Consider the following 19,341-nt stretch of genomic DNA (forward strand, 5'->3'; position numbering starts at 1 on the left):
CCCAACCCCCCCCCCGCCCACTGCTCGATCCGCTGCGCGAACTCGACGAATGGCTCGGGCTGCGGCGTTATCTGTCGACCAATTATGATCTGGGTCTCGAAGACCAGCATATGGTCGCACGGGACGCCCCCCCGCTGACCCCCGACAGCCTCAAGCGGCACAAGATCGAGATTGCGGACGACGACCACGCCCTTACCTGCCAACACCGCGACGGGCGGGTCGTCCGCAGCGACGTGAACGACGGGCTGCATGTGGCACCCCTGTTCGATTTCGCGCTGGGCGGCGTCGATAACACGGTCCACATCTATCACCTGCATGGGCGCGTCGACCGGCCCGAAACCATGATCGCGGCGGATAGCGAGTATAACCGGCTCTACCGGTCCGAGGGCATTGCGCGGACGGCGTTCGATCACGCCTATGACACGTTGATTGTCGGCAATCCGATCCTGTTTGTCGGCTCCGGCCTGACAGAAGCCGATCTGAACCGCGTGCTTCGGGCCAATGTCAGCAACCCCGATTTGCTCCGTGCCGCACCGTCGATCGTGTTGCGCGAAGCAATCAAGCCGCAACGCGAACTCCTGCTCGAACAGACGCAATTGGCGACCAAATTAGGGGTACGCGTCGTTTATACCGGGCACGCGCGGCGCGGCGCCGCCTATACGTTACGCGATCACCTGTTGCTGGTGGACTATATCGCCTGGAAGTATGACTTGGTGGAGCGGAAGTCCGCAGACGGGAAACCGTTCGAAAATCCCCCGTACCGTTTTTATACAAATAATACAGACTTCGGTGACGTGGATTTTTTCAAATTCAAACAGCATAATTTTCTGGCATAAATTATTTAAGTTCCAAAATTGGCGGCAGATTTCGGCTCTTACATGATCTGGATTATGATCGAACGATCGTTGCATGGCTTATTCAGTGCATTCCCGGAAACATTAAACGCGACGATTACAATGGAGCCGACCGCCTAATCGCCGATTATCTCAATATGCTCGCCCAGAAACTCGTTTCCGCAGCGCTTCGGCATGAATTGCGCCAGATCGGGCATGAGGCGGTCGAACATTATCGCGAGCGTGCGACGCCGATCATCGCGCGCAAATCGTCCGCGGCGCATGACAGCGAACTCGTGACCCGCCATATTAGCCAGATTTCGACGCTTGCGCTGCCAACGCCTTTGAAATCCGAGAACGCGCAGTCGCGCTATATTGCCCAACTGGCACCGAATCTGGCCGGTGACACTGCGCCCAATTTCACCGTTATCAATCGCTTGGGCGCGCTGCTCCTGCCCAGCACCAGTTGCGAGCGAACGATCATCCTTGGTCCGCGCGGAATTGGTAAGGGCAGACTGCTCGCCCAGCTTGTCACAGAACAACTCGGCACGACAACGAACGGCGGCGCATCGGGGCACGAACCGCGGCGGCTGTTCATCAACTGCTGCTATGGTCAGGAAATCGACTCGATCGTGTCGATCATCGACCAGTTTCTGGGATCGCCATCGGCCGACCAGTCGGGCGATGCCCTGTCGCGCCGCCAGCGGATTCTGGCGAACAGGACCGTGCCGAAGACAACCCCGCCGCTGATCGTTCTGGGCGGCGTCGATCGCCTCTTCGGGACGGACGGCATGCCGATGTCGGTTGAGTTCGAATGGTTGCTCGATCAGCTGCTCGATCCCGAACGAAACATCTCCCTGCTGATCACGGGTGAATTGCGCTGCCTGAGCTTCTTCAGCAGCCGGCTTAACGCACAGCAGCCGGATCCAAAGGCACCGGGTTCCGGCGGCCATGCGTCACAGACGCGCCCGGCCAAGCTGTGGCTGATCAAGCCGGACGACGCGGACAGCGCACAAAATAGGCCGGACGGCGCGGGCACCGCACAAAACGGGTTCGGATTGAGGGCCAAGCTGGACCAGATCGCCGCTCAAGCGCACCAGCCGCATTTTAACGGCACCGATCGCACCACGCGCCTCCAGATGGCGCATGGCGCACGTGAGGCGGATCGTCTGATCGGCGACTGGCTGACGACTCTCGAAACCGGCAGGGCCCGCTTTCCCGACTGCACGGCCGACGATCAGCTGGCCATTGAGATCGTTAAAGCATGCGCGTTCATCGGCCTGCCGTTCGAGGCCGACATTCTCCCGTCGGTGCCTGCGATCCGGGCTCGCCTGCGCGAGATGCCTGGCCTCCAGAAGCCGTCCGACAAGACGGATGGCCGAGAGACGCCCGAAGCAGGACCAGACCGCGCGAAGACAGAGGCCTTCGCGATCCGCGATGCGCTCGCGCGCGCCCTGCAGCTCGGTCTGGTCAGCCTGATCGAGCCATTTGGCGAGACCAATGAAGCGTCTGAAAAGCAGGCGGAGAAAGAGCAGGCCACCCAAGAAGGTAAGAAGGATGCTCGCCCGAAAGACTGGAATTGGTGCCAGGAACTCGCCAACCGGGCGATCAAGAACGGATACCGGCTCGTCGTCCATCGATTGACGGCGAAGGTTTTGAAGGACCGGTTCGGCGTGCCGAACAATGCTGGCGTCTTGTCCGACAGCTATAATCTGTCGCTCTACGCCGTGCAGCCCGACGATGCCTCGGTCCCCGAGCCACGGGTTACCGGCGAACTCGAAGACCTGATCGATTATCTGATGCATTCTTGGAAAGAGACCGATCTTTCCCTCGAAGCAGCAAGCGGGACCATTGACCTGCGAGCAGCCTTTCGTGCGGCCCGCAGGGGCCTCACCGAAAACTATGATCACGACCTCTCGCTCCACTATCTCGAAACCCTGCGCAACATGCGGCGGCGGCTCAGCTTCGCCAGTCCCCTCCCCGTCATGGGGCTGCGCGCAGCGGGGGGTGTCATCCGCGGCTATTATTCCGCAGTGAACCTGTTCGGTCTCGATGTAGGAGATCAGCGCCGCGCACCGGGCAAGATCAGCGCGATCAGCGAACACAAGCAGCGTATCCGCGCGCTGCTCAACTTGACGATCGAAGCGCAGATATGGGGAGCGGAAAAGGCACCGTTCCAAACGCTGATGAAGACGCTTGATCACGTGTCGGGGATCGTGACGGACGACAAGGGCCAAGACGGCTCGCTCCAGACGCTGGGGACTCAGAAAGACATTTCTCTGCTGTGCACAGATAGCCACATCCCCAAACCATGGCGGCGCCCGCAGCCGAAAGCCGTCGAGACGTTCCGGGAGACCATAGCGGCTGCCGAAGACGGAACGGTCAGGGTCACCGGGTTGCGCAGCCTGCTAGAGCTTGAAGAACCCGAACCCCAAGCCGGCAAGGTCAGCAAGCCCGAAGAGGGGAGCGAGGCTGAAACGCGGGGCAACGGCAAAAAGCCCGAGGTTGCCGACAAACAGATTCACCCCTTCTTCGATGGCGAGATCGTCTGGTTGCTCAACGAACGTGCCATGCTCGCGATGGCACAGGGCGATCTCTACACCGCTGCCACCACGTTCGAGCTGGCGTTCGATGCCAACCGGAAGATCGAGGCCGACCGGTTTCACCCCAATCGTGCACGTCTGACGATCAACCGCGCCTTTCTGTGGATCGAGCGCGGGCGCATTGCCGACGCCCGGCGCGAGCTGGAAACGCTTCGCCAGCATCTCGACCGCGACGCCGATGCCATCGGATCGGCTACCAATGAGGGCCGGCTGATTGCCGCGCTCTGCGACGGCTATATCGGTCTGTGCCACCATCTGTTTGGCATGATGGAAGAGGCGGAATCGCAGTATGAAACGGCGATTTCCGCGTTCAGCGCGATGCGTCAGCAACGCGCAATCGCCATCTTCGAGCATCATCGCTGCGCACTGCTGCGGCAGATCCCCGGCCGCGAGATCGACGCTGCGGCAGCATTGCAACGCGGGATTGCTGCAGCCACGGGCGGGCGGCATACGGACATTCTGTACCGGCTGCGTATCGCCAAGGCACATAACCAGTTTTTTGCCGACCCGAGCAGCGCCGCCGAAGTGCTCGCGACGCTGGGCGAAGCGATCGACTATGGCCTGTCGCTCGAAATGCACCGCGTGACCGTCGAGGCGCTGACGGCGCGCGGCCTGGTTCACCTGAATTTCGGAGACATTGAGGCGGCGTCACGCGACGTGTCGCGGGCAGCGGCCAAAGCGGCGCAATATGGCATGACGCTGCGTCGGATCTGGTTGCGGGTCGTGACGGGCCAAGTCTATCGATTACGGGGAGACGCTCGCAATGCGCAGAAGATCCTGGAGCGCGCGGTCAGCGAAGGATCCCATATCGGTTATCAACGCGCGGTGGAGGTAGCGACGCGGCAATTGATCAACCTCAAGACGCGCTGAACGGGACTAGGCACGATTACGCGCCAACCCCGCCCCCGCTACCCGCCGCCGCATTCGTCTTCCCAAACACGCGTCTATGGATCGCCTGCCGCTCCACCCGCGCCGCCAGCCCGGCGACGATCGCGGCCAGCGCGGCGTCGAGGTCATTCGTGCGGCCGCACATGAAGATGTCGACACAGGCGGTGCCATATTCGGGCCAGGTGTGGATCGAGATGTGCGATTCGGCGAGCAGCGCGACGCCGGTGACGCCGAAACCCGCGCCGAACTTGTGCAGCCGCAGCTCGAGCAAGGTCGCACCCGCGGCGGCCGCCGCATCGGTCAGGATGCGTGCGATCCGGTCGGCATCGTCGAGCTGCGCGCCGTCGGCTAAGTCCGCGATGAGGTGCCAGCCCTCGCCGGGTTGCATGCCGGTCATAACAGGCTCGCATGGCGATGGCCGAGATGGGTCATCGCAGCCTCGGCCGCGCGGACGCCGTGATAATGCGCCTCTTCGAACAGTGAGAGGCCGCTGAGGTCGCTATGCGCCGACCAGAACGGCGCAGCGTCCCCGCCCCCGGCGCGGCGCAGAAAGCCGGGAGTGGGCCGCGCCATCGCATGTCCCCAGCGCCACAGGTCGATGCGGCGGATCGCGCCGTCGAGCTCGGGATTGGTGGCGAGCAGATCGTCGCGCACGATGCGCTTCCAGTCCTCCGCCGGGCGGTCGAGCAGCAAGCGCCGCGCCGCCGACGGGGCCATGTCCGACAGCGGCAGATACCAGGTCAGCACACTCGCGCCCGAAATGGCCGCCGGGCCCTGATGCGTTGCCACGACATAGCCGAGCGACTGGCTGATGGCCGAGACATTGTCCCACGCGAGCGGCACGCCGCGCCCTGTCGGCAGACGTTCGACCGTGACATTGGCGACCAGCCATGGGGCATAGCTCAGCGCTGAATCGGGCGCGATATCGTGGCATATCCGCGCGGCGACGAAGTGCGGCATGGCGAGGATCGCGGCGCGGGCCTTGAAGCGGATGGTCTCAGCCGCCGCCGCGTCGAAACAATCGGCTTCGATCCCCTCCCCGCGCCGCGCGACGCGGTGGACGATCATGCCGGCCCGAATGCGCTTGCCACAGCGCCGCGCCATCCCTTGGGTCAGCCGAGCGTTCCCCTCGGGCCAGGTCAGTTCGTTACCGCCGGCGCCGTCCGCCGCCCAGCCGCGACGGCTCGCGAAATAATGGATGCCGGCCCAGGCGGAGACTTCGCCCGGCTCAGTCCCGTAATCGTCGCGCATCGCGTAGCGAACATGGCCGCGCAGCACCGGCGAGCGCCAGCCGCGCGCGTCCAGCCAGGCGGCGAAGCTCTGCCCGTCGAGCGCGCGCAGTTCGGGGTCGGTCGAGCTATAAGCCATCGGCACGGCGAAGGCGGGGTTGCCGTCATTCCCCATGCGGCGCGAATAATCTGCCATCGCCGCCTCGAACGCGCGCAGGTCCGCTTCGTCCTGCGGCGTCAGGCCGGTGCGCGGGATGAGACCTTCATGCCAGCGCCCTTGCCAGAAGATACGCTCCTGCAAATCGGCGCAGAGCTGGGTCGGGTCATAGACCGGCACGCCATCGCGATCGCCGGTGATCATGCCGAATTCGCGCAGCATTTTCTGCAGCGCACCGGCCTCGCGATTGGGGACCGGAAGGTAATGCGCGCCGAGCGGATAGGCGGAGACGGTGTTGCGCCCGGCGCGGGCATTGCCGCCGACCCGATCCTCCAGCTCGACCAGCGTGAAGCGATCGAACCCGGCGTCCATCAGCCGCCATCCGGCGGCCAGCCCCGCCACCCCGCCGCCCGCGATCAGCAGGTCGACCTGTTCTTCGCGCACAGGCGGTGGGAAGCCGCCGTCGCGCAGCCGGTGCCCGCGCGCCAGATCCGCGCCATCCAGATCACCGGGCGGAAGCGGCGGAGAACGGGTCAGCGCAAACGCCCCTCCGGCGGCGCAGGCCGCCACCGCGCCTGCCCCCAGCAGCGTGCGGCGATCAGCTTTCATAGCGCGCCCATGCCTTGCCGAACTCGCGCACCAGAATCTGGTTGTCGAGCCGGTTCACCTCCGCCGGACGCCGCGCCATGTCGGGCGGGAAAGCGAACAGTTGGCGCTCGACCGCCGGGGTCAGGAACCGGCCGCACGGAAAGCGCCCCTCGGCAGGGATCGTGCCCGCCGAGGCGAGGATGAACCCCCATTCGCCGAAGCTCGGCACATAGGCGTGATAGGGCCGCGTGGTCAGCCCCGCCGCCTCCATCGTGGCGGCGACGGTCCAATAGGCTTGCGGCGCCACCAGCGGCGATGTGCTCTGCACCGTGACCATCGCGCCCGGAGCGAGCAGGCGGACGAGGCTGCGGTAGAAGGTTTCGGTGTAGAGCTTGCCGACCGAGAAATCGACCGGATCGGGAAAGTCGACGATCACCGCGTCATACCGCCCGGTGGCTTCGCGCACCCAGCGAAAGCCGTCGGCATTGACCACGGTCAGGCGTTTGTCGGTGAGCGCGCCGCCGTTGAGCCGGGTCAGAAAGCCGCTGCGTGCGAACAGCTTGGTCATCGCGGGGTCGAGATCGACCAGGGTCACGCGCTCGACCATGGGGTAACGCAGCACCTCCCGCGCGGCGAGCCCGTCGCCGCCGCCCAGGATCAGCACGTTGCGCGGGCTGGCGACCCGCCCCATCGCCGGATGCACCAGCGCCTCGTGATAGCGATATTCGTCGCGCGACGAGAATTGCAGGTTGCCGTTGAGATAGAGGCGCAGGTCATCGTCGCGGCGGGTCAGCACGATGCGCTGGAACCGGCTCGATTCGGCGTAGATCACCGGCTCGGCATAGCTCGCCACCTCGGCCCATTTCTGGAGCCGCTCCGCCCCCGCGAAGCCGGCGGCGAGCGCGATCAGGATCACGACCGCCACCGCCTTTTCCAGCCCCAACCGGGCAGCGCGCGGGAGCGTCAGCAGCAGCGCCAGCGCGACCGCGGCATTGGCAAAGCCAAACAGGAAGCCGGTGCGGATCATGCCGAGATGCGGCATCAGCACCAGCGGGAACAGCAAGGACGCCGCGAGTGCGCCGACATAGTCGAAGGTCAGGACGTTCGACACCACCTCCCGGAAATCATAGCCGCGCAGGATGCGGATCAGCAGCGGGATTTCGAGCCCGACGAGAAAACCGATTGCGAGCACGATGCTGTACAGCGCGACGCGGAAATGATCGACCAGCGGGAACAGCAGGAACAGCGCCGCCGCCGAAAAGCCGCCCAGGATCGCGATCAGCAACTCGACCCGCACGAACAGGCGCAGTTCGTCGCGCTTCACATAACGCGAACACCAGCTGCCGATCCCCATCGCGAACAGATAGCTGCCGATGACCGTCGAAAATTGCGTGACGCTGTCACCGAGCAGATAGCTCGCCAGCGTGCTCGCTAGCAGTTCATAGATCAGGCCACAGGTCGCGACGACGAACGCCGATGCGAGCAGCGCCGCGCCGGGCGCGGTAGGCTTGCGCAACTGGGGTGACGGGTCGCCCTCAGCCATGAATGGCGGCGGCGACGATGATCGCCAGCCCGATCGCGACCGCGCCGGCAAAGATCGCGACCGCGACATTCTGCTTCTTCTCGATCTCTTCCCACAATTTTCCGGGCGTAAGCAGGTCGAGGATCACGAAGCCGACCACGAACACGACGATGCCGACAGCGGCGTAGAGGACGGTGGCGAGAAATGCGGGAAGGGTGGTGACCATGAGCGTCTCCTATTTATGAGTGGGGCCATAGGCACCGGCACGCGCGGCGCTGCGCCCACCCTGTGCGAAGGGCGAATAGCCGAAAATGGCGGTGACGATGAACAGCGCCGTGACGAACAGGCACCACAGGCCAAAGAAGAAGCTGCCGCGGGTCATTCACTTTCCTTGAACAGGGCGGCGACCCCGACGGGATCGTAATCGCTCTCCGCCTGCCGCGCCTGTTCGAACCGGACATGGCGGGCAAAGCCCCAGCCCAGCGGGATCAGGATGAACAGCAGCGCGATGATCAGGTTGGAGGCATAGACGCCGCCCCGTCGCACCTCGACCACCACTTCGGGCGCATCGCTGGCGGCGAGCCAGTCGGTCTGGCCCCAGCCGCCCGGATTGTTGGCGATCCAGCGATTGCCGCGATAATCGATCACCAGATCATAAGTACCGCGCGGAACGCTGGCGATCGAGATTTCGGACTCGCGCGATCCTTCGGCCCAATCGCCTTCGTCATCGCGGCCCGAATAGCGTTCGGCGACGCCATAGGCTTCATAGACGCGCTGGGTGGTGCGATCGACCAGCGCATAATCGAGATCGACCCAGCCATTTTCGAGCCGCGGCACGCGCGCGCGGATTTCGACCCGCTGCCAGGGCTGGTCGAAGGTCACCGATCCGACCGTCACCGACTGGGCGGAGCCGTCGCGTGCGACCGGCAACACGCCGATATCGTTCCAGCGCCCGCCGCCCATGAAGATCGATATGACCAGTAGGAACGCCATCGCCGCCAACCCCAGCTTGACGCAGGTCGACAGCCAGCCGGCATGCGGCGACACCATGTGCGGTGGCGGCGGCCAGGGTTGGCGTTCCGCCTCTACCCCGAACGCCGCCTCGATCTCGCGCGGGGCGAGCAGGCGCGCGACCGACCAGCTGACCTCCCGGGCATTGGCTTCGCGCGACAGGGTCCAGCCGGGCGCGGCCCATTCGGAGGTGATCACCTGCTCCCCGATCGCTACGCGCCAGTAGAATTCGCCGAGCACCGCATCGACCCGCGCCTCGCGCTCCTTGAAGAAGCGCCGATAATGGCGGCCCCCGGCGCTCAGCGTGTCATAGGTCACGAAATCCGGGGTCGCGGTGAGCTGTTCACCCAGGCTCCAGCTCTGCCCGTCGAAGATCAGCCAGCGATAGCCGTGATAGGGGTTGAACAGCAGATATTCTTCCCACGGATAATCGCCGTTCATCGACCGGGCGAGCCAGCCGATCGCCTCCCACTCGATCCCGTCGAGCGTGCCGCGCGTGCCGAGCGGGATATCGAGCGCGCGCGTCATTTCGGCATAGCGCGTGACCAACTTCACGAGCGGATCGGCGACATCGAGGATGCTGCCGCACGAGGGACAGCCCGCCGTGACCGAATAGCCCGCCGCGCGCAGCGTCACCGCCGATCCGCACGCCGGGCAATTGAGCGCGCGGACCGCCGGCGCGGGCGGTGCAGTGATCGTCTCGAGCTCAGCCGGCATAGTCGGGCAGGCTCCATCCATCGAACCGGCGCAACCCGCGCGGGGCCAGCTCGGCCAGCGTCACATAGTGCCCGGTGTAGAAGGTCGCGCTCGCGCCGTCGCGCTGCAGCGATGCGCATTCGCCGCCCGGCCCCTTCAGATCGACGCTGTACACCCGCCAGCCGGGCGGGGCGGTGAAGGGGAGCTCGCCCTCCGCTGCGATGCACAGCACGTCGCGCGCGTCGGCGACCTGCATCTTGACCCCGCCAATCTCGGCCGCCGAGCCGGGCACGGCTTCGCCGCCGTTGATCGCATCGCGCAACACCTTTGCGCGCGCCGTTTTGAGCGGGGCCTCGCGCAGTAGCATAAACTGGCCCATCGCCTCGCCGAGCCAGCCATGACTGCCATCGTCGAACAGCATCAGCCATTCGTTCCACGCGCCATCGGTCCAGGCCCAGCGGACTCGACCGATCACCTGAAAGCCGATGCCGTCGGCCATGCCGCGCAGGCCGATCGTCACCGGGCTGACGTCGAACGGCAGCACCGCCGCCGCCCCCACCGCCCGCACGCCATCATCGCTGCGCACCAGCATCGTCTGGCAATAGTCGCAGATGCGGCACGGCAGCGCCGCCGAGCGGAACACGGCGTCGGCACCGCAATTGGGACAGGCGATCGTCAGGCCCATGACAGACTAGCGGATGCGCCCGAGCAGTTCGGCCTTCTTGGTATCGAACTCGGCCTGGCTGATCGCGCCGATGGTGAGCAATTTGTGCAGCTTCTCGATCTGCGCGAACGCATCCTCACCGCCCGCCGGTCCGGTGCCAGCGGGGGCACCGGTCATCCCCGCCGCCATCTGCTGCCCGATGGCAAAGCCCGCCGCTGCGCCCGCCCCAGCCCCGGCGACGCCGCCCGACTGGCCCGCCGCCATTTCGATTGCCTGCGCGCTCTGGAACCGCACGAAGCGGTCGAGGTCGCCGACGACGCGCATCGAACTCGACTTGTCGAGCATCGCCTGAACGTCTTCGGGCAAGGACAGGCTCTCGACGAAGAAGCTGGTGCAGGTCAGTCCCCATTGCGCGAACGCCGGTTCGACCGCGGCGCGCAGCTTGCCCGACAGCGCGGCCTGATTGGCGGCGAGGTCGAGAAAGGCGATCTCGCCCCCGCCCAGCCCGGTGGCAAGCGCGGTGGCGATGGCGGCGCGCAGCTGCGGCTCCAGATCGGCGGCGGTGAGCTTGTCGAGCGAGCCCATCATCTTGACCGCGAACACCGCGACATCCTCGACGCGGAAGCTGTAGCTGCCGAACGCGCGCACGCGCAGCGGGCCGAATTCCGTGTCGCGCACCGTAATCGGCTGCTGCGTCCCCCATTTGAGGCCGGTCTGCTCCTTCTGCGAGAAGAAATAGACGTCGGACTTGAATGGCGCGGAAAAGCCCTTGTCCCAGTTCAGCAGCGACGTGAGCACCGGGAGGTTGGCGGTTTCGAGCGTGTGCAGCCCGGGCAGAAAGGCGTCGGCGAGCACGCCTTCATTATAGAACATCGCGGTCTGGCCGCTGCGCACGGTCAGCTGCGCGCCATTCTGGATCTCGCGGTCCTGCATCGGGTAGCGGATCGCCAGCACGCCCGGCTCGTCCACCCAATCGATGACATCGACGAACTGCTTGGACAGAAAATCAAAAATACCCATGCGCGCCTCCCATACCGCCACGCTACAAAGCTTAGGCCGCGACGGGAAGGCGTTTCGGTGCGCGCGGGCGCGATGCGCGCTATCTGCAGCACAACGGCCCGAACGGTGTCTGTTTCGTCCGGGCCGTTGCCATGGGGTCAGGCGCCGTGCGCGATGACCAGGTTGACCAGGATGTTGCCGCGCACGGCGTGCGAATAGGGGCACACCGTGTCGGCTTCGGCCACCAGCGCCTCGGCCGCGGCCCGATCGAGGCCGGGCAGTGCGATGTCGAGCGTCACGGTCAGGCCGAAGCCCTTGTCCGCGCGCGGCCCGATGCCGACCGTTGCGCTGACGCTAGCATCGTTGGGCAGGCGAGCGTGCTGCCCCTGCGTCCCGACGAACTTCATCGCGCTGAGAAAGCACGCGGCATAGCCGGCGGCGAACAGCTGTTCGGGGTTGTTGCCCTGGCCATTGCCGCCCAGCTCCTTCGGCGTGGCGAGCGCCACTTCGAGTGCGCCGTCATCGGTCCGCGCCGTGCCGTCGCGACCGCCGGTGGCGGTGGCGCGGGTGGAATAGAGGATCTTCGTCATGTCAGTCTTCCTTTCGTGGGTTCGAGGATCAGTTCGCGAAGCTGCCGCGCAGCCGCTGCGCGCCCTGGGCGATCGCGGCGCGCGCCGGTTCGCTGCCCGCCAGCGCGTTGAGCATCACAAAGTCATGGATCGTGCCGTTGTAGCGCGTGACTACGACCGGCACGCCGGCATCGAGCAGGCGGCGGCCATAGGCCTCCCCCTCGTCGCGCAGCAGGTCGTTCTCGGCGACGATCACCGTGGCACTGGGCAGCCCGGCGAGCTGGTCGCGCGTGGCCCGCAGCGGGAAGGCCAGCACATCCCTGCGGCGCTCGACGGGATAATTTGCCTCTAGGAAATAATCCATCGCACGCCGGGTCAGGAACGGGCCGTTGCCGAATGCGCGGTACGACGCATTGTCCGACACATCGTCGGTCACCGGATAGAAGAGCAGCTGATGGCTGATCTTGGGACCGGCACGATCCTTGGCCATCATCGTGACCGCGATCGCCATATTGCCGCCGGCGCTGTCGCCCGCCACCGCGAGCCGCGTCGGATCGATGCCGAGCGCCGCGCCATGTTTGGCGACATGATCGAGCGCGGCATAGGCCTGCTCATTGTTGACCGGATACCGGACTTCCGGCGCATTATCATATTCGACGAACACGACCGCAGCGCGCGCCTGCACCGCCAGTTCGCGGATCAAATGGTCATGGGTGTTGCGGTCGCCCGTCACCCAGCCGCCGCCGTGATAATAGAGCACAGCGGGCAGCGCACCCGTGGCATCGGCCGGACGCACGATGCGCACGCGCACCTGCCCGGTCGGGCCGATTTTCCATATCAGATCCTGGGTGGACGTTGCGGCCGATGCCGCGACCTTATCGGCCTGAACGGTCGCAAGGACCGCGCGGGCGTCAGCATAGGGCAGTTCGTAAATCGGCTTTCCGGCTGCGGCGGTCTTGGCAAAGGCATTGGCCGAAGGCTCGAGCGTCTGTGCCGAGGCGTGTGCCGACGACAGGGCCAGCAATGCGGTGGAAGCAAGAGCAGCGAGACGAGGCATGGTGCGCATGATCAATGGTCCTTTGTATATCGATCACGATTAAATCGTGTACGATCTAAATAGCCGCACCGTTCGCCCTGTCAACTCTTGCGATTAAATCGCGTGCGATTTATCAGTGGCGCATGACCGACACTCCCCATCCCGCCGACCAGGGCGACCCGCTCGACCAGTTTCTGTGCTTCTCGGTTTATGCCGCCGGGCTGGCCTTCAATCGCGTCTACAAGCCGCTGCTGGACCGGTTCGGCATCACCTACCCTCAATATCTCGCACTGGTGGCGTTGCGCGGCCGCGCCGGGCAAACGGTGAGCACGCTGGGCGCGCAGCTGCACCTTGAATCGAACACGCTGACGCCGCTGATCAAGCGGCTCGAGGCAGCCGGACTGGTGACGCGGACGCGCGACAAGCAGGACGAGCGGGTGGTTCGGCTCGCCCTGACCGATGCCGGCGCAGCGCTGATCGATGAAGCAATCGGATGTATCCCCTCGGAAATCCTGGCGGCGACCGGAATGCGGCCGGAGGAGCTGCAAGGCCTCAACACCAAGCTCGCTGCATTGGGGCAGGCGCTGCGGAACAACGCGCAGCCCTGATCCGCTGCTGCATGTGACGGGGTTGGCGAGCGCCGGGCGGATCATGCTATGCATGGCAGCATGAGCCTCCATGTCGCGTCTCTGGTCGCTCTGGCGCTGATCGTCGTGATGTTCGCGGTCGCGGCGATCGTCGAGCGCAATGCCGCTGGTTCTGCCGATGCGCGGCTGCGCCTCCGGGCCTATACGCTGGCGCTCGGCGTCTATTGCACCAGCTGGACCTTTTACGGCGCGGTCGGCAGCGCGGTGCGCGACGGGTGGAGCTATCTCCCCATCTATGCAGCGCCGATCATCCTGTTGCTCGCCGCGCCGCGCTTCCTGCGCCGGCTCGCCGAAGCCGTCGCCGAAGAGCGTGCGACCACCGTGTCCGACTTCATCGCCGCGCGCTTCGGACATGACATCGTGGTCGCGCGGCTGGTGACGACGATCGCGCTGCTCGGCACCATCCCCTATATCGCGCTGCAACTGCGGTCGATCGGCGCAGCGCTGTCGATCGTCTCCGGCGCGGATGTCAGCGTGCCCGCCATGCTGGTTGCCGCCCCCCTGCTCGCCATATTTGCCGCCTTGTTCGGCGCGCGCCGGTTCGAGCTTGCTGGGCGCAGCGAAGGGCTGGTCTATGCGATCGCGCTCGAATCCGCGATCAAGCTGCTGGCGCTGCTGCTCGTCGCCGCAATTGCCGTCCTTGTTATCGCCAATGCCGACGCTGCAGCGATGCAGGCCGGGCTGGCGCGGTTCCAGCAGAGCTTCCGCGCGGATCGCATGTCGCTGGAAGTCGCGATCATCTTCCTGATCGCCATGCCCGCCATCCTCGTGCTGCCCCGCCAATTCTATATGGGGCTGGTCGAGGCGCGCCATCCGGACGATCTGGTGCGCGCGCGCTTCGGCCTGGCTGGATATCTGGCGGTGATGGCCGTGGTCATCCTGCCGATCGCGCTGGCGGGGACGATGCTGCTCGACCCGGGCGTCTCGCCCGATGTTTATGTGCTCGAGCTGCCTGCCGCGCAGGGGCACAGCCTGGTGCTCGCCGCGGCTTTGCTCGGCGGGGTCAGCGCCGCCGCGTCGATGGCGATCGTCGATTCGACCGCACTGGCGACGATGGTGTCGAACGACCTGCTTTTCCCGACCCTCGTGCGCCGACGCATGCTGTCGAGCGCCAACGCATCGGGTGCGATGGGGCAGCGGATGCTGGTGCTGCGGCGCGCGACCATCCTTGGCATCATGCTGCTCGGCCTCGCCTGGGCGTTGCTGGTGTCGTCGCAGGATTCGCTGGCGTCGATCGGGCTGATTGCCTTTGCCGCAATGGCGCAGTTCGTACCGCACTTCATCCTCGCCGCAACCGGCAAGGGCCGCGACGCGCTGGCGGCGCGGGCGAGCCTGACCACCGGGCTGATCGTCTGGCTTTACACGCTGGCGCTACCGCCGGTGCTGCCCGACGGGGTGATGGTGGCGCTCAAAGGCAGCGTTGCCGATCCGACCAATCTGCTCGGCATCGGCGCTGCGACGCCGCTCACCCATGGCGTGATCTGGAGCGTGGGCGCCAATCTGCTGGTGTTCGGCGTGATTGCGGCGCGCGGGCTGAACCGCCCCACCTTTCCGCGCATGTTTGGCGGGGAAAGGCTGATCAGCAACCAGCGCGACCTGGTCCAGCTGACCGGCAGTTTCGTCGGGCACGAACAGGCAGAGCGCGCGTTCAGCGACATCGACCCGGCGGCTGCGGTCGATCGGCGCTCGGCCGGGCGTGCGCGCGCGCTGATCGCGCAGGTCGTCGGCGCGTCATCGGCACGCGCACTGGTCGCATCGGCACTGGCGGGGGGCAAGCTCAGCGTCCACGATGTGGCGCGCCTGCTCGACGAAGGCGGCGCGAGCCTGCAATTCTCCCGCAAATTGCTCGCCTCGACCTTCGAGAATGTCGAGGCGGGCATCAGCGTCGTCGATGCCGACCTCAACCTGGTCGCGTGGAACAGCCGCTATCTCGACCTGTTCGATTATCCGCCCGGCATGGTCTATGTCGGCGCGCCCGTCGCCGACCTGATCCGGCACAATGCGCGGCATGGCGACTTCGGCGATGGCGACATCGAGATGCATGTACGCAAGCGGCTCGCGCATCTGCGCAACGGTCAGCCGCATCAATTTGAACGGCTGCGGCACGATGGCAAGACGATCAAGACCGTCGGCGGCCCAATGCCCGGCGGCGGCTATGTGATGTCGTTCACCGACATCAGCGAGGAAGCGCGGATGCGCGCGGCGCTGCGCACGACGCTGAACGAGCTGGAGCGCCGGGTCGAGCAGCGCACCGGCGAACTGCGCCAAGCCAATGCGCGACTGGCCGAGGCGGATCGCGACAAGACGCGTTTCCTCGCCGCGGCGAGCCATGATCTGCTACAACCGCTCCACGCAGCACGGCTCTTCACCCGCGCCCTGTCCCGCGACGCGACGCCGGGGCAGTCGGGCTTGCTGAACCAGGTCGATGCTGCGCTGCTCGCTGCCGAGGATTTGCTGCGGTCGCTGCTCGACATCAGCAAGTTCGATGCCGGCGGGGTGACGCCCGACCCGGTGCCGATCGCGCTCGGTCCATTCCTGACCGAACTGGCCGACAGCTTTCGCCCGATGGCGGCCGACAAGGGGCTGGCACTGCGCCTCGCCCAGTTGCGCGGGGCGGTACGGTGCGACGCGGGGCTGTTGCGTTCGGTGCTGCAGAACATCGTCGGCAACGCATTGCGCTACACGGTCGCGGGTGGCGTCCTGATCGGCGTGCGGCGGCGCGGGGCGTTCTGGCGGATCGATATCGTCGATACCGGCGTCGGGATCGCGCCGTCGCAGCTGTCGGACATCTTTGCCGAGTTCACGCGGCTCGGCACGGTCGAAACCGAAGGGCTGGGATTGGGGCTTGCGCTGGTGCGCCGGATCGTCCCGCTGATCGGCGGACAGCTCGATGTCCGCTCGCGCCCCGGTCATGGCAGCTGCTTCAGCCTGTCGCTCCCCGCCCATGATGCGGTCGTGGCGACACCGCCGGTGCCGACCGAACCGGACGCACCCGCCAGATCGCTGCGCGTGCTGGTCGTCGACGATGATCCGCGCATCGTCGCGGCCAGTGTCGCGTTGCTCGAAGCGCTCGGCCATCGCGCCATCGGAGTCGTCAGCGTGCCTCAGGCGCTGTCAGTGGTCGATCCGATCGATGCCGCACTGGTCGATTATCAGCTGGGCGCGGAGATGACCGGGCTTGGCCTGATTGCACAGCTCCGCACGCGTCGCGCCGGGCTCGCGGCGCTGCTCCTGACGGCCGAAACCGGGTCTGAGGTCCGGGCGGAGGCGGCGGCGCTGGGCGTCGATGTGATTGCCAAGCCGGCCGACCCGGCCGCGATCGAGGCCTTTCTGCGCCAGGTCTCAGCCGCGCAGGTCGATGCCGAGTGAGCGCGCGACCAGCGCCGCTTGAGTCCGCGTCCGCACATCGAGCTTGCGCATGATCGCGGTCATATGAACCTTGACCGTCGCCTCGCTGATGTCGAGGCGGTGGGCGATCTGTTTGTTGAGCTGTCCATCGAGCACCGCCAGCAGCACCTTGAGCTGCATCGGTGTGAAGCTCGCGACGGTTGCGCGGACCTGATCGACCGGCTGGTCCGGTGCGGCGGTCGGCGACGGGACCGGACCGGCAAGCGCGGTGGCGATCGCCGCCTCGATCGCATCGAGATCGCTGCCCTTGTCGAGATAGCCGATCGCGCCGAACGCACGCGCCTGTGCCGCTGCCTCGGGGCCGGAGCTCGACACGACCAGGATCGGCACCTCCGGACGCTCGGCATGGAGCAAGGCGATGCCCGAATAGCCGATCGCGCCGGGCATTTTCAGATCGAGCAGGATCAGCGTCAGCCCCTGAGCGTGTGCCGCGGCGGTGGCAGCGGCGTCCAGCGTGCCGGCTTCATGGATGACCGCCTCGGGCAGGACATGGTGCACGGCCAGGCGCAATGCCTGGCGAAACAGGGGATGGTCGTCAGCGATGAGAACGGATTGCGTCACGCCTGCTTCCCTCCACAGCGCGAAGACCTAATGCCGAACAGTCGACAAGTCACGCAATCCGGCACATTTTCCCGGACAATCGCGCCTCCCCGCGCGGCAATTCGGTACGGCATGATGTCATACATCTACGACCTATGTCGTAATGACATTCCGCGCCACCGCGGCCATGATCATCCCCGCCTCGAACCGCGCCTGCGGGATAGAAGGCGGATCGATCAGGAGAGTTGAGCGCGCATGGCGACCCAGGCCCCGGACTTGCCCAAGCACCACAAGGCGACCCAGAGTGAGAAGCTGGTCATCACCGCTTCGTCGCTGGGCACGGTGTTCGAATGGTATGATTTCTACCTCTACGGGCTGCTCGCGACGATCATCTCGGCGCAATTCTTTTCGGGCGTGAATGAGACGACGGGCTTCATTTTCGCCCTCGCCGCCTTCGCCGCCGGGTTCGCAGTGCGTCCGTTCGGCGCGCTGGTGTTCGGACGGATCGGCGATCTCGTGGGACGCAAGAACACCTTCCTCGTCACCATGGGCCTGATGGGCTTTGCGACCTTCGTCGTCGGTCTGCTCCCGTCTTACGCCACGATCGGCGTGGCGGCGCCGGTGCTGCTGATCCTGATGCGGTTGATCCAGGGCTTGGCACTGGGCGGTGAATATGGCGGCGCTGCGACCTACGTTGCCGAGCATGCGCCGAACAACAAGCGCGGCCTTTACACCAGCTTCATCCAGACGACCGCGACGCTCGGCCTGTTCGCGGCATTGCTCGTCGTGATCGGCACCCGCACCATCGTCGGCGAAGAGGCGTTCAAGGATTGGGGCTGGCGCGTGCCGTTCCTCGTCTCGATCATCCTACTGGGCGTCTCGCTATGGATCCGGATGCAGCTCGAAGAGAGCCCGGTCTTCAAGAAGATGAAGGAAGAGGGCAAGACGTCGAAGGCACCGCTGACCGAAGCGTTCGGCAAATGGGGCAACCTCAAATGGGTGCTGATCGCGTTGCTCGGCGCGGTCGCGGGGCAGGCCGTGGTCTGGTACACTGGCCAGTTCTACGCGATGTTCTTCCTTGAAAAGATGCTGATGGTCGATGGTGCGACCACCAACATCCTGATTGCTATCGCGCTCGCCATCGGGACGCCATTCTTCATCTTCTTCGGCTGGCTGTCGGACAAGGTCGGGCGCAAGCCGATCATCATGGCGGGCTGCGCGCTCGCGGTGCTGACCTATTTCCCGGCGTTCCACGCGCTGTCGTCGGCGGCCAACCCGGCACTGGCCCGCGCCGCGGCGACCGCACCGGTCACCGTGGTGACCAACGATGCCGACTGCTCGCTGCAATTCGATCCGGTCGGCGGCAACAAGTTCGACAGCAAGAGCTGCGACATCGCCAAGGCGTTCCTCGCCAAGAATGCGATCAGCTATAGCTCGGTCGAAGCACCGGCGGGCACGATCGCGCAGGTGAAGATCGGCGAAGCAACCTTTACCGCGCCCGATCCGGCGCGGGTGACCGGTGCCGATCGCAAGGCCGCGATCACCGCGTTCCAGGGCGAGCTGAAGGCTGCGCTGACGACGGCGGGCTATCCGTCCAAGGCCGATCCGGCGGCGATCAACAAGCCGCTAGTGGTGGCGATCCTCACCTGGCTCGTGCTGCTGGTGACGATGGTCTATGGCCCGATCGCGGCGATGCTGGTGGAGCTGTTCCCGACCAAGATCCGCTATACGTCGATGTCGCTGCCCTATCATATCGGCAATGGCTGGTTCGGCGGCTTCCTGCCGACCACCGCCTTCGCGATGGTCGCGGCGACCGGGGATATCTATTACGGCCTGTGGTATCCGATCGTGGTCGCCGGGCTGACCCTGATCGTGGGTCTGCTCTTCCTGCCCGAAACGTTCCGCAAAAATATCGACGAATAGCGGGAGGGCGCAGGGTCGCTTCCTGCAC

The 19,341-nt window shown here is 65.6% G+C and carries 16 protein-coding genes; 5 read left to right on the forward strand and 11 right to left on the reverse strand.

Annotation, left to right across the window (positions count from 1 at the left end; genetic code table 11):
• Together AX681_RS11255 and AX681_RS11260 are read left to right on the forward strand one after the other, a co-directional pair.
• Positions 1 to 836, forward strand: an 836-nt coding sequence (locus AX681_RS11255) for an SIR2 family protein (protein WP_197424281.1), incomplete at its 5' end; no start/stop codon positions are given.
• Between the two features lie 155 nt (positions 837 to 991).
• Positions 992 to 4,306, forward strand: a complete 3,315-nt coding sequence (locus AX681_RS11260) for a tetratricopeptide repeat protein (RefSeq protein ID WP_066663754.1) — start codon at positions 992 to 994, stop codon at positions 4,304 to 4,306.
• A gap of 16 nt (positions 4,307 to 4,322) precedes the next feature.
• Here AX681_RS11260 and speD read toward each other — a convergent pair whose 3' ends face one another.
• The 10 genes from speD to AX681_RS11305 form a co-directional block, all read right to left on the reverse strand.
• Complete coding sequence (gene speD, locus AX681_RS11265; RefSeq protein ID WP_066663751.1) at positions 4,323 to 4,721, reverse strand: adenosylmethionine decarboxylase; 399 nt, start codon at positions 4,719 to 4,721, stop codon at positions 4,323 to 4,325.
• On the reverse strand, positions 4,718 to 6,319 hold the full coding sequence (locus AX681_RS11270) for an FAD-dependent oxidoreductase (RefSeq protein WP_066663748.1): 1,602 nt from the start codon (positions 6,317 to 6,319) through the stop codon (positions 4,718 to 4,720). The genes speD and AX681_RS11270 overlap by 4 nt, the downstream gene beginning before the upstream one ends.
• Positions 6,309 to 7,841, reverse strand: coding sequence for a polyamine aminopropyltransferase (locus tag AX681_RS11275; RefSeq protein ID WP_066663745.1), 1,533 nt, complete (start codon positions 7,839 to 7,841; stop codon positions 6,309 to 6,311). Before AX681_RS11275 ends, AX681_RS11270 begins: the two co-directional genes overlap by 11 nt.
• Entirely contained in the window at positions 7,834 to 8,046 is a 213-nt protein-coding gene (locus AX681_RS11280; RefSeq protein WP_066663738.1) for a DUF350 domain-containing protein, read from the reverse strand. The genes AX681_RS11275 and AX681_RS11280 overlap by 8 nt, the downstream gene beginning before the upstream one ends.
• A 9-nt stretch (positions 8,047 to 8,055) precedes the next feature.
• A complete protein-coding gene (locus tag AX681_RS22480; RefSeq protein ID WP_197422038.1) occupies positions 8,056 to 8,202 on the reverse strand; it encodes a hypothetical protein in 147 nt (48 codons plus the stop codon).
• A complete protein-coding gene (locus AX681_RS11285; protein ID WP_066663735.1) occupies positions 8,199 to 9,548 on the reverse strand; it encodes a DUF4178 domain-containing protein in 1,350 nt (449 codons plus the stop codon). Before AX681_RS11285 ends, AX681_RS22480 begins: the two co-directional genes overlap by 4 nt.
• The gene (locus AX681_RS11290; protein WP_066663733.1) at positions 9,538 to 10,212 is read right to left on the reverse strand and encodes a DUF4178 domain-containing protein; all 675 of its coding nucleotides are present in this window, start codon (positions 10,210 to 10,212) and stop codon (positions 9,538 to 9,540) included. Before AX681_RS11290 ends, AX681_RS11285 begins: the two co-directional genes overlap by 11 nt.
• 6 nt (positions 10,213 to 10,218) lie before the next feature.
• Entirely contained in the window at positions 10,219 to 11,211 is a 993-nt protein-coding gene (locus tag AX681_RS11295; RefSeq protein ID WP_066682258.1) for an SPFH domain-containing protein, read from the reverse strand.
• Between the two features lie 137 nt (positions 11,212 to 11,348).
• On the reverse strand, positions 11,349 to 11,780 hold the full coding sequence (locus AX681_RS11300) for an organic hydroperoxide resistance protein (RefSeq protein ID WP_066656756.1): 432 nt from the start codon (positions 11,778 to 11,780) through the stop codon (positions 11,349 to 11,351).
• A 28-nt stretch (positions 11,781 to 11,808) separates the two neighbouring features.
• Positions 11,809 to 12,825: an alpha/beta hydrolase gene (locus AX681_RS11305; RefSeq protein ID WP_066656754.1), complete on the reverse strand. Its 1,017-nt coding sequence runs from the start codon at positions 12,823 to 12,825 to the stop codon at positions 11,809 to 11,811.
• A gap of 113 nt (positions 12,826 to 12,938) precedes the next feature.
• Here AX681_RS11305 and AX681_RS11310 point away from each other — a divergent pair, with 113 nt between their 5' ends.
• Together AX681_RS11310 and AX681_RS11315 are read left to right on the forward strand one after the other, a co-directional pair.
• Positions 12,939 to 13,403: a MarR family winged helix-turn-helix transcriptional regulator gene (locus AX681_RS11310; protein ID WP_066656752.1), complete on the forward strand. Its 465-nt coding sequence runs from the start codon at positions 12,939 to 12,941 to the stop codon at positions 13,401 to 13,403.
• Positions 13,404 to 13,463: 60 nt separating this feature from the next.
• Complete coding sequence (locus AX681_RS11315) at positions 13,464 to 16,811, forward strand: PAS-domain containing protein (RefSeq protein ID WP_066656759.1); 3,348 nt, start codon at positions 13,464 to 13,466, stop codon at positions 16,809 to 16,811.
• Here AX681_RS11315 and AX681_RS11320 read toward each other — a convergent pair.
• A complete protein-coding gene (locus AX681_RS11320) occupies positions 16,785 to 17,411 on the reverse strand; it encodes a response regulator transcription factor (protein ID WP_066656750.1) in 627 nt (208 codons plus the stop codon). The genes AX681_RS11315 and AX681_RS11320 overlap by 27 nt on opposite strands.
• A 234-nt stretch (positions 17,412 to 17,645) precedes the next feature.
• Between AX681_RS11320 and AX681_RS11325 the strand changes: the two genes are divergently transcribed.
• Positions 17,646 to 19,313, forward strand: coding sequence for an MFS transporter (locus AX681_RS11325; RefSeq protein WP_066656743.1), 1,668 nt, complete (start codon positions 17,646 to 17,648; stop codon positions 19,311 to 19,313).
• The last annotated feature ends 28 nt before the right edge of the window (positions 19,314 to 19,341 follow it).

This window comes from Sphingomonas sp. CCH9-E2 (genome assembly GCF_001557215.1).
Classification (GTDB): Bacteria; Pseudomonadota; Alphaproteobacteria; order Sphingomonadales; family Sphingomonadaceae; genus Sphingomonas.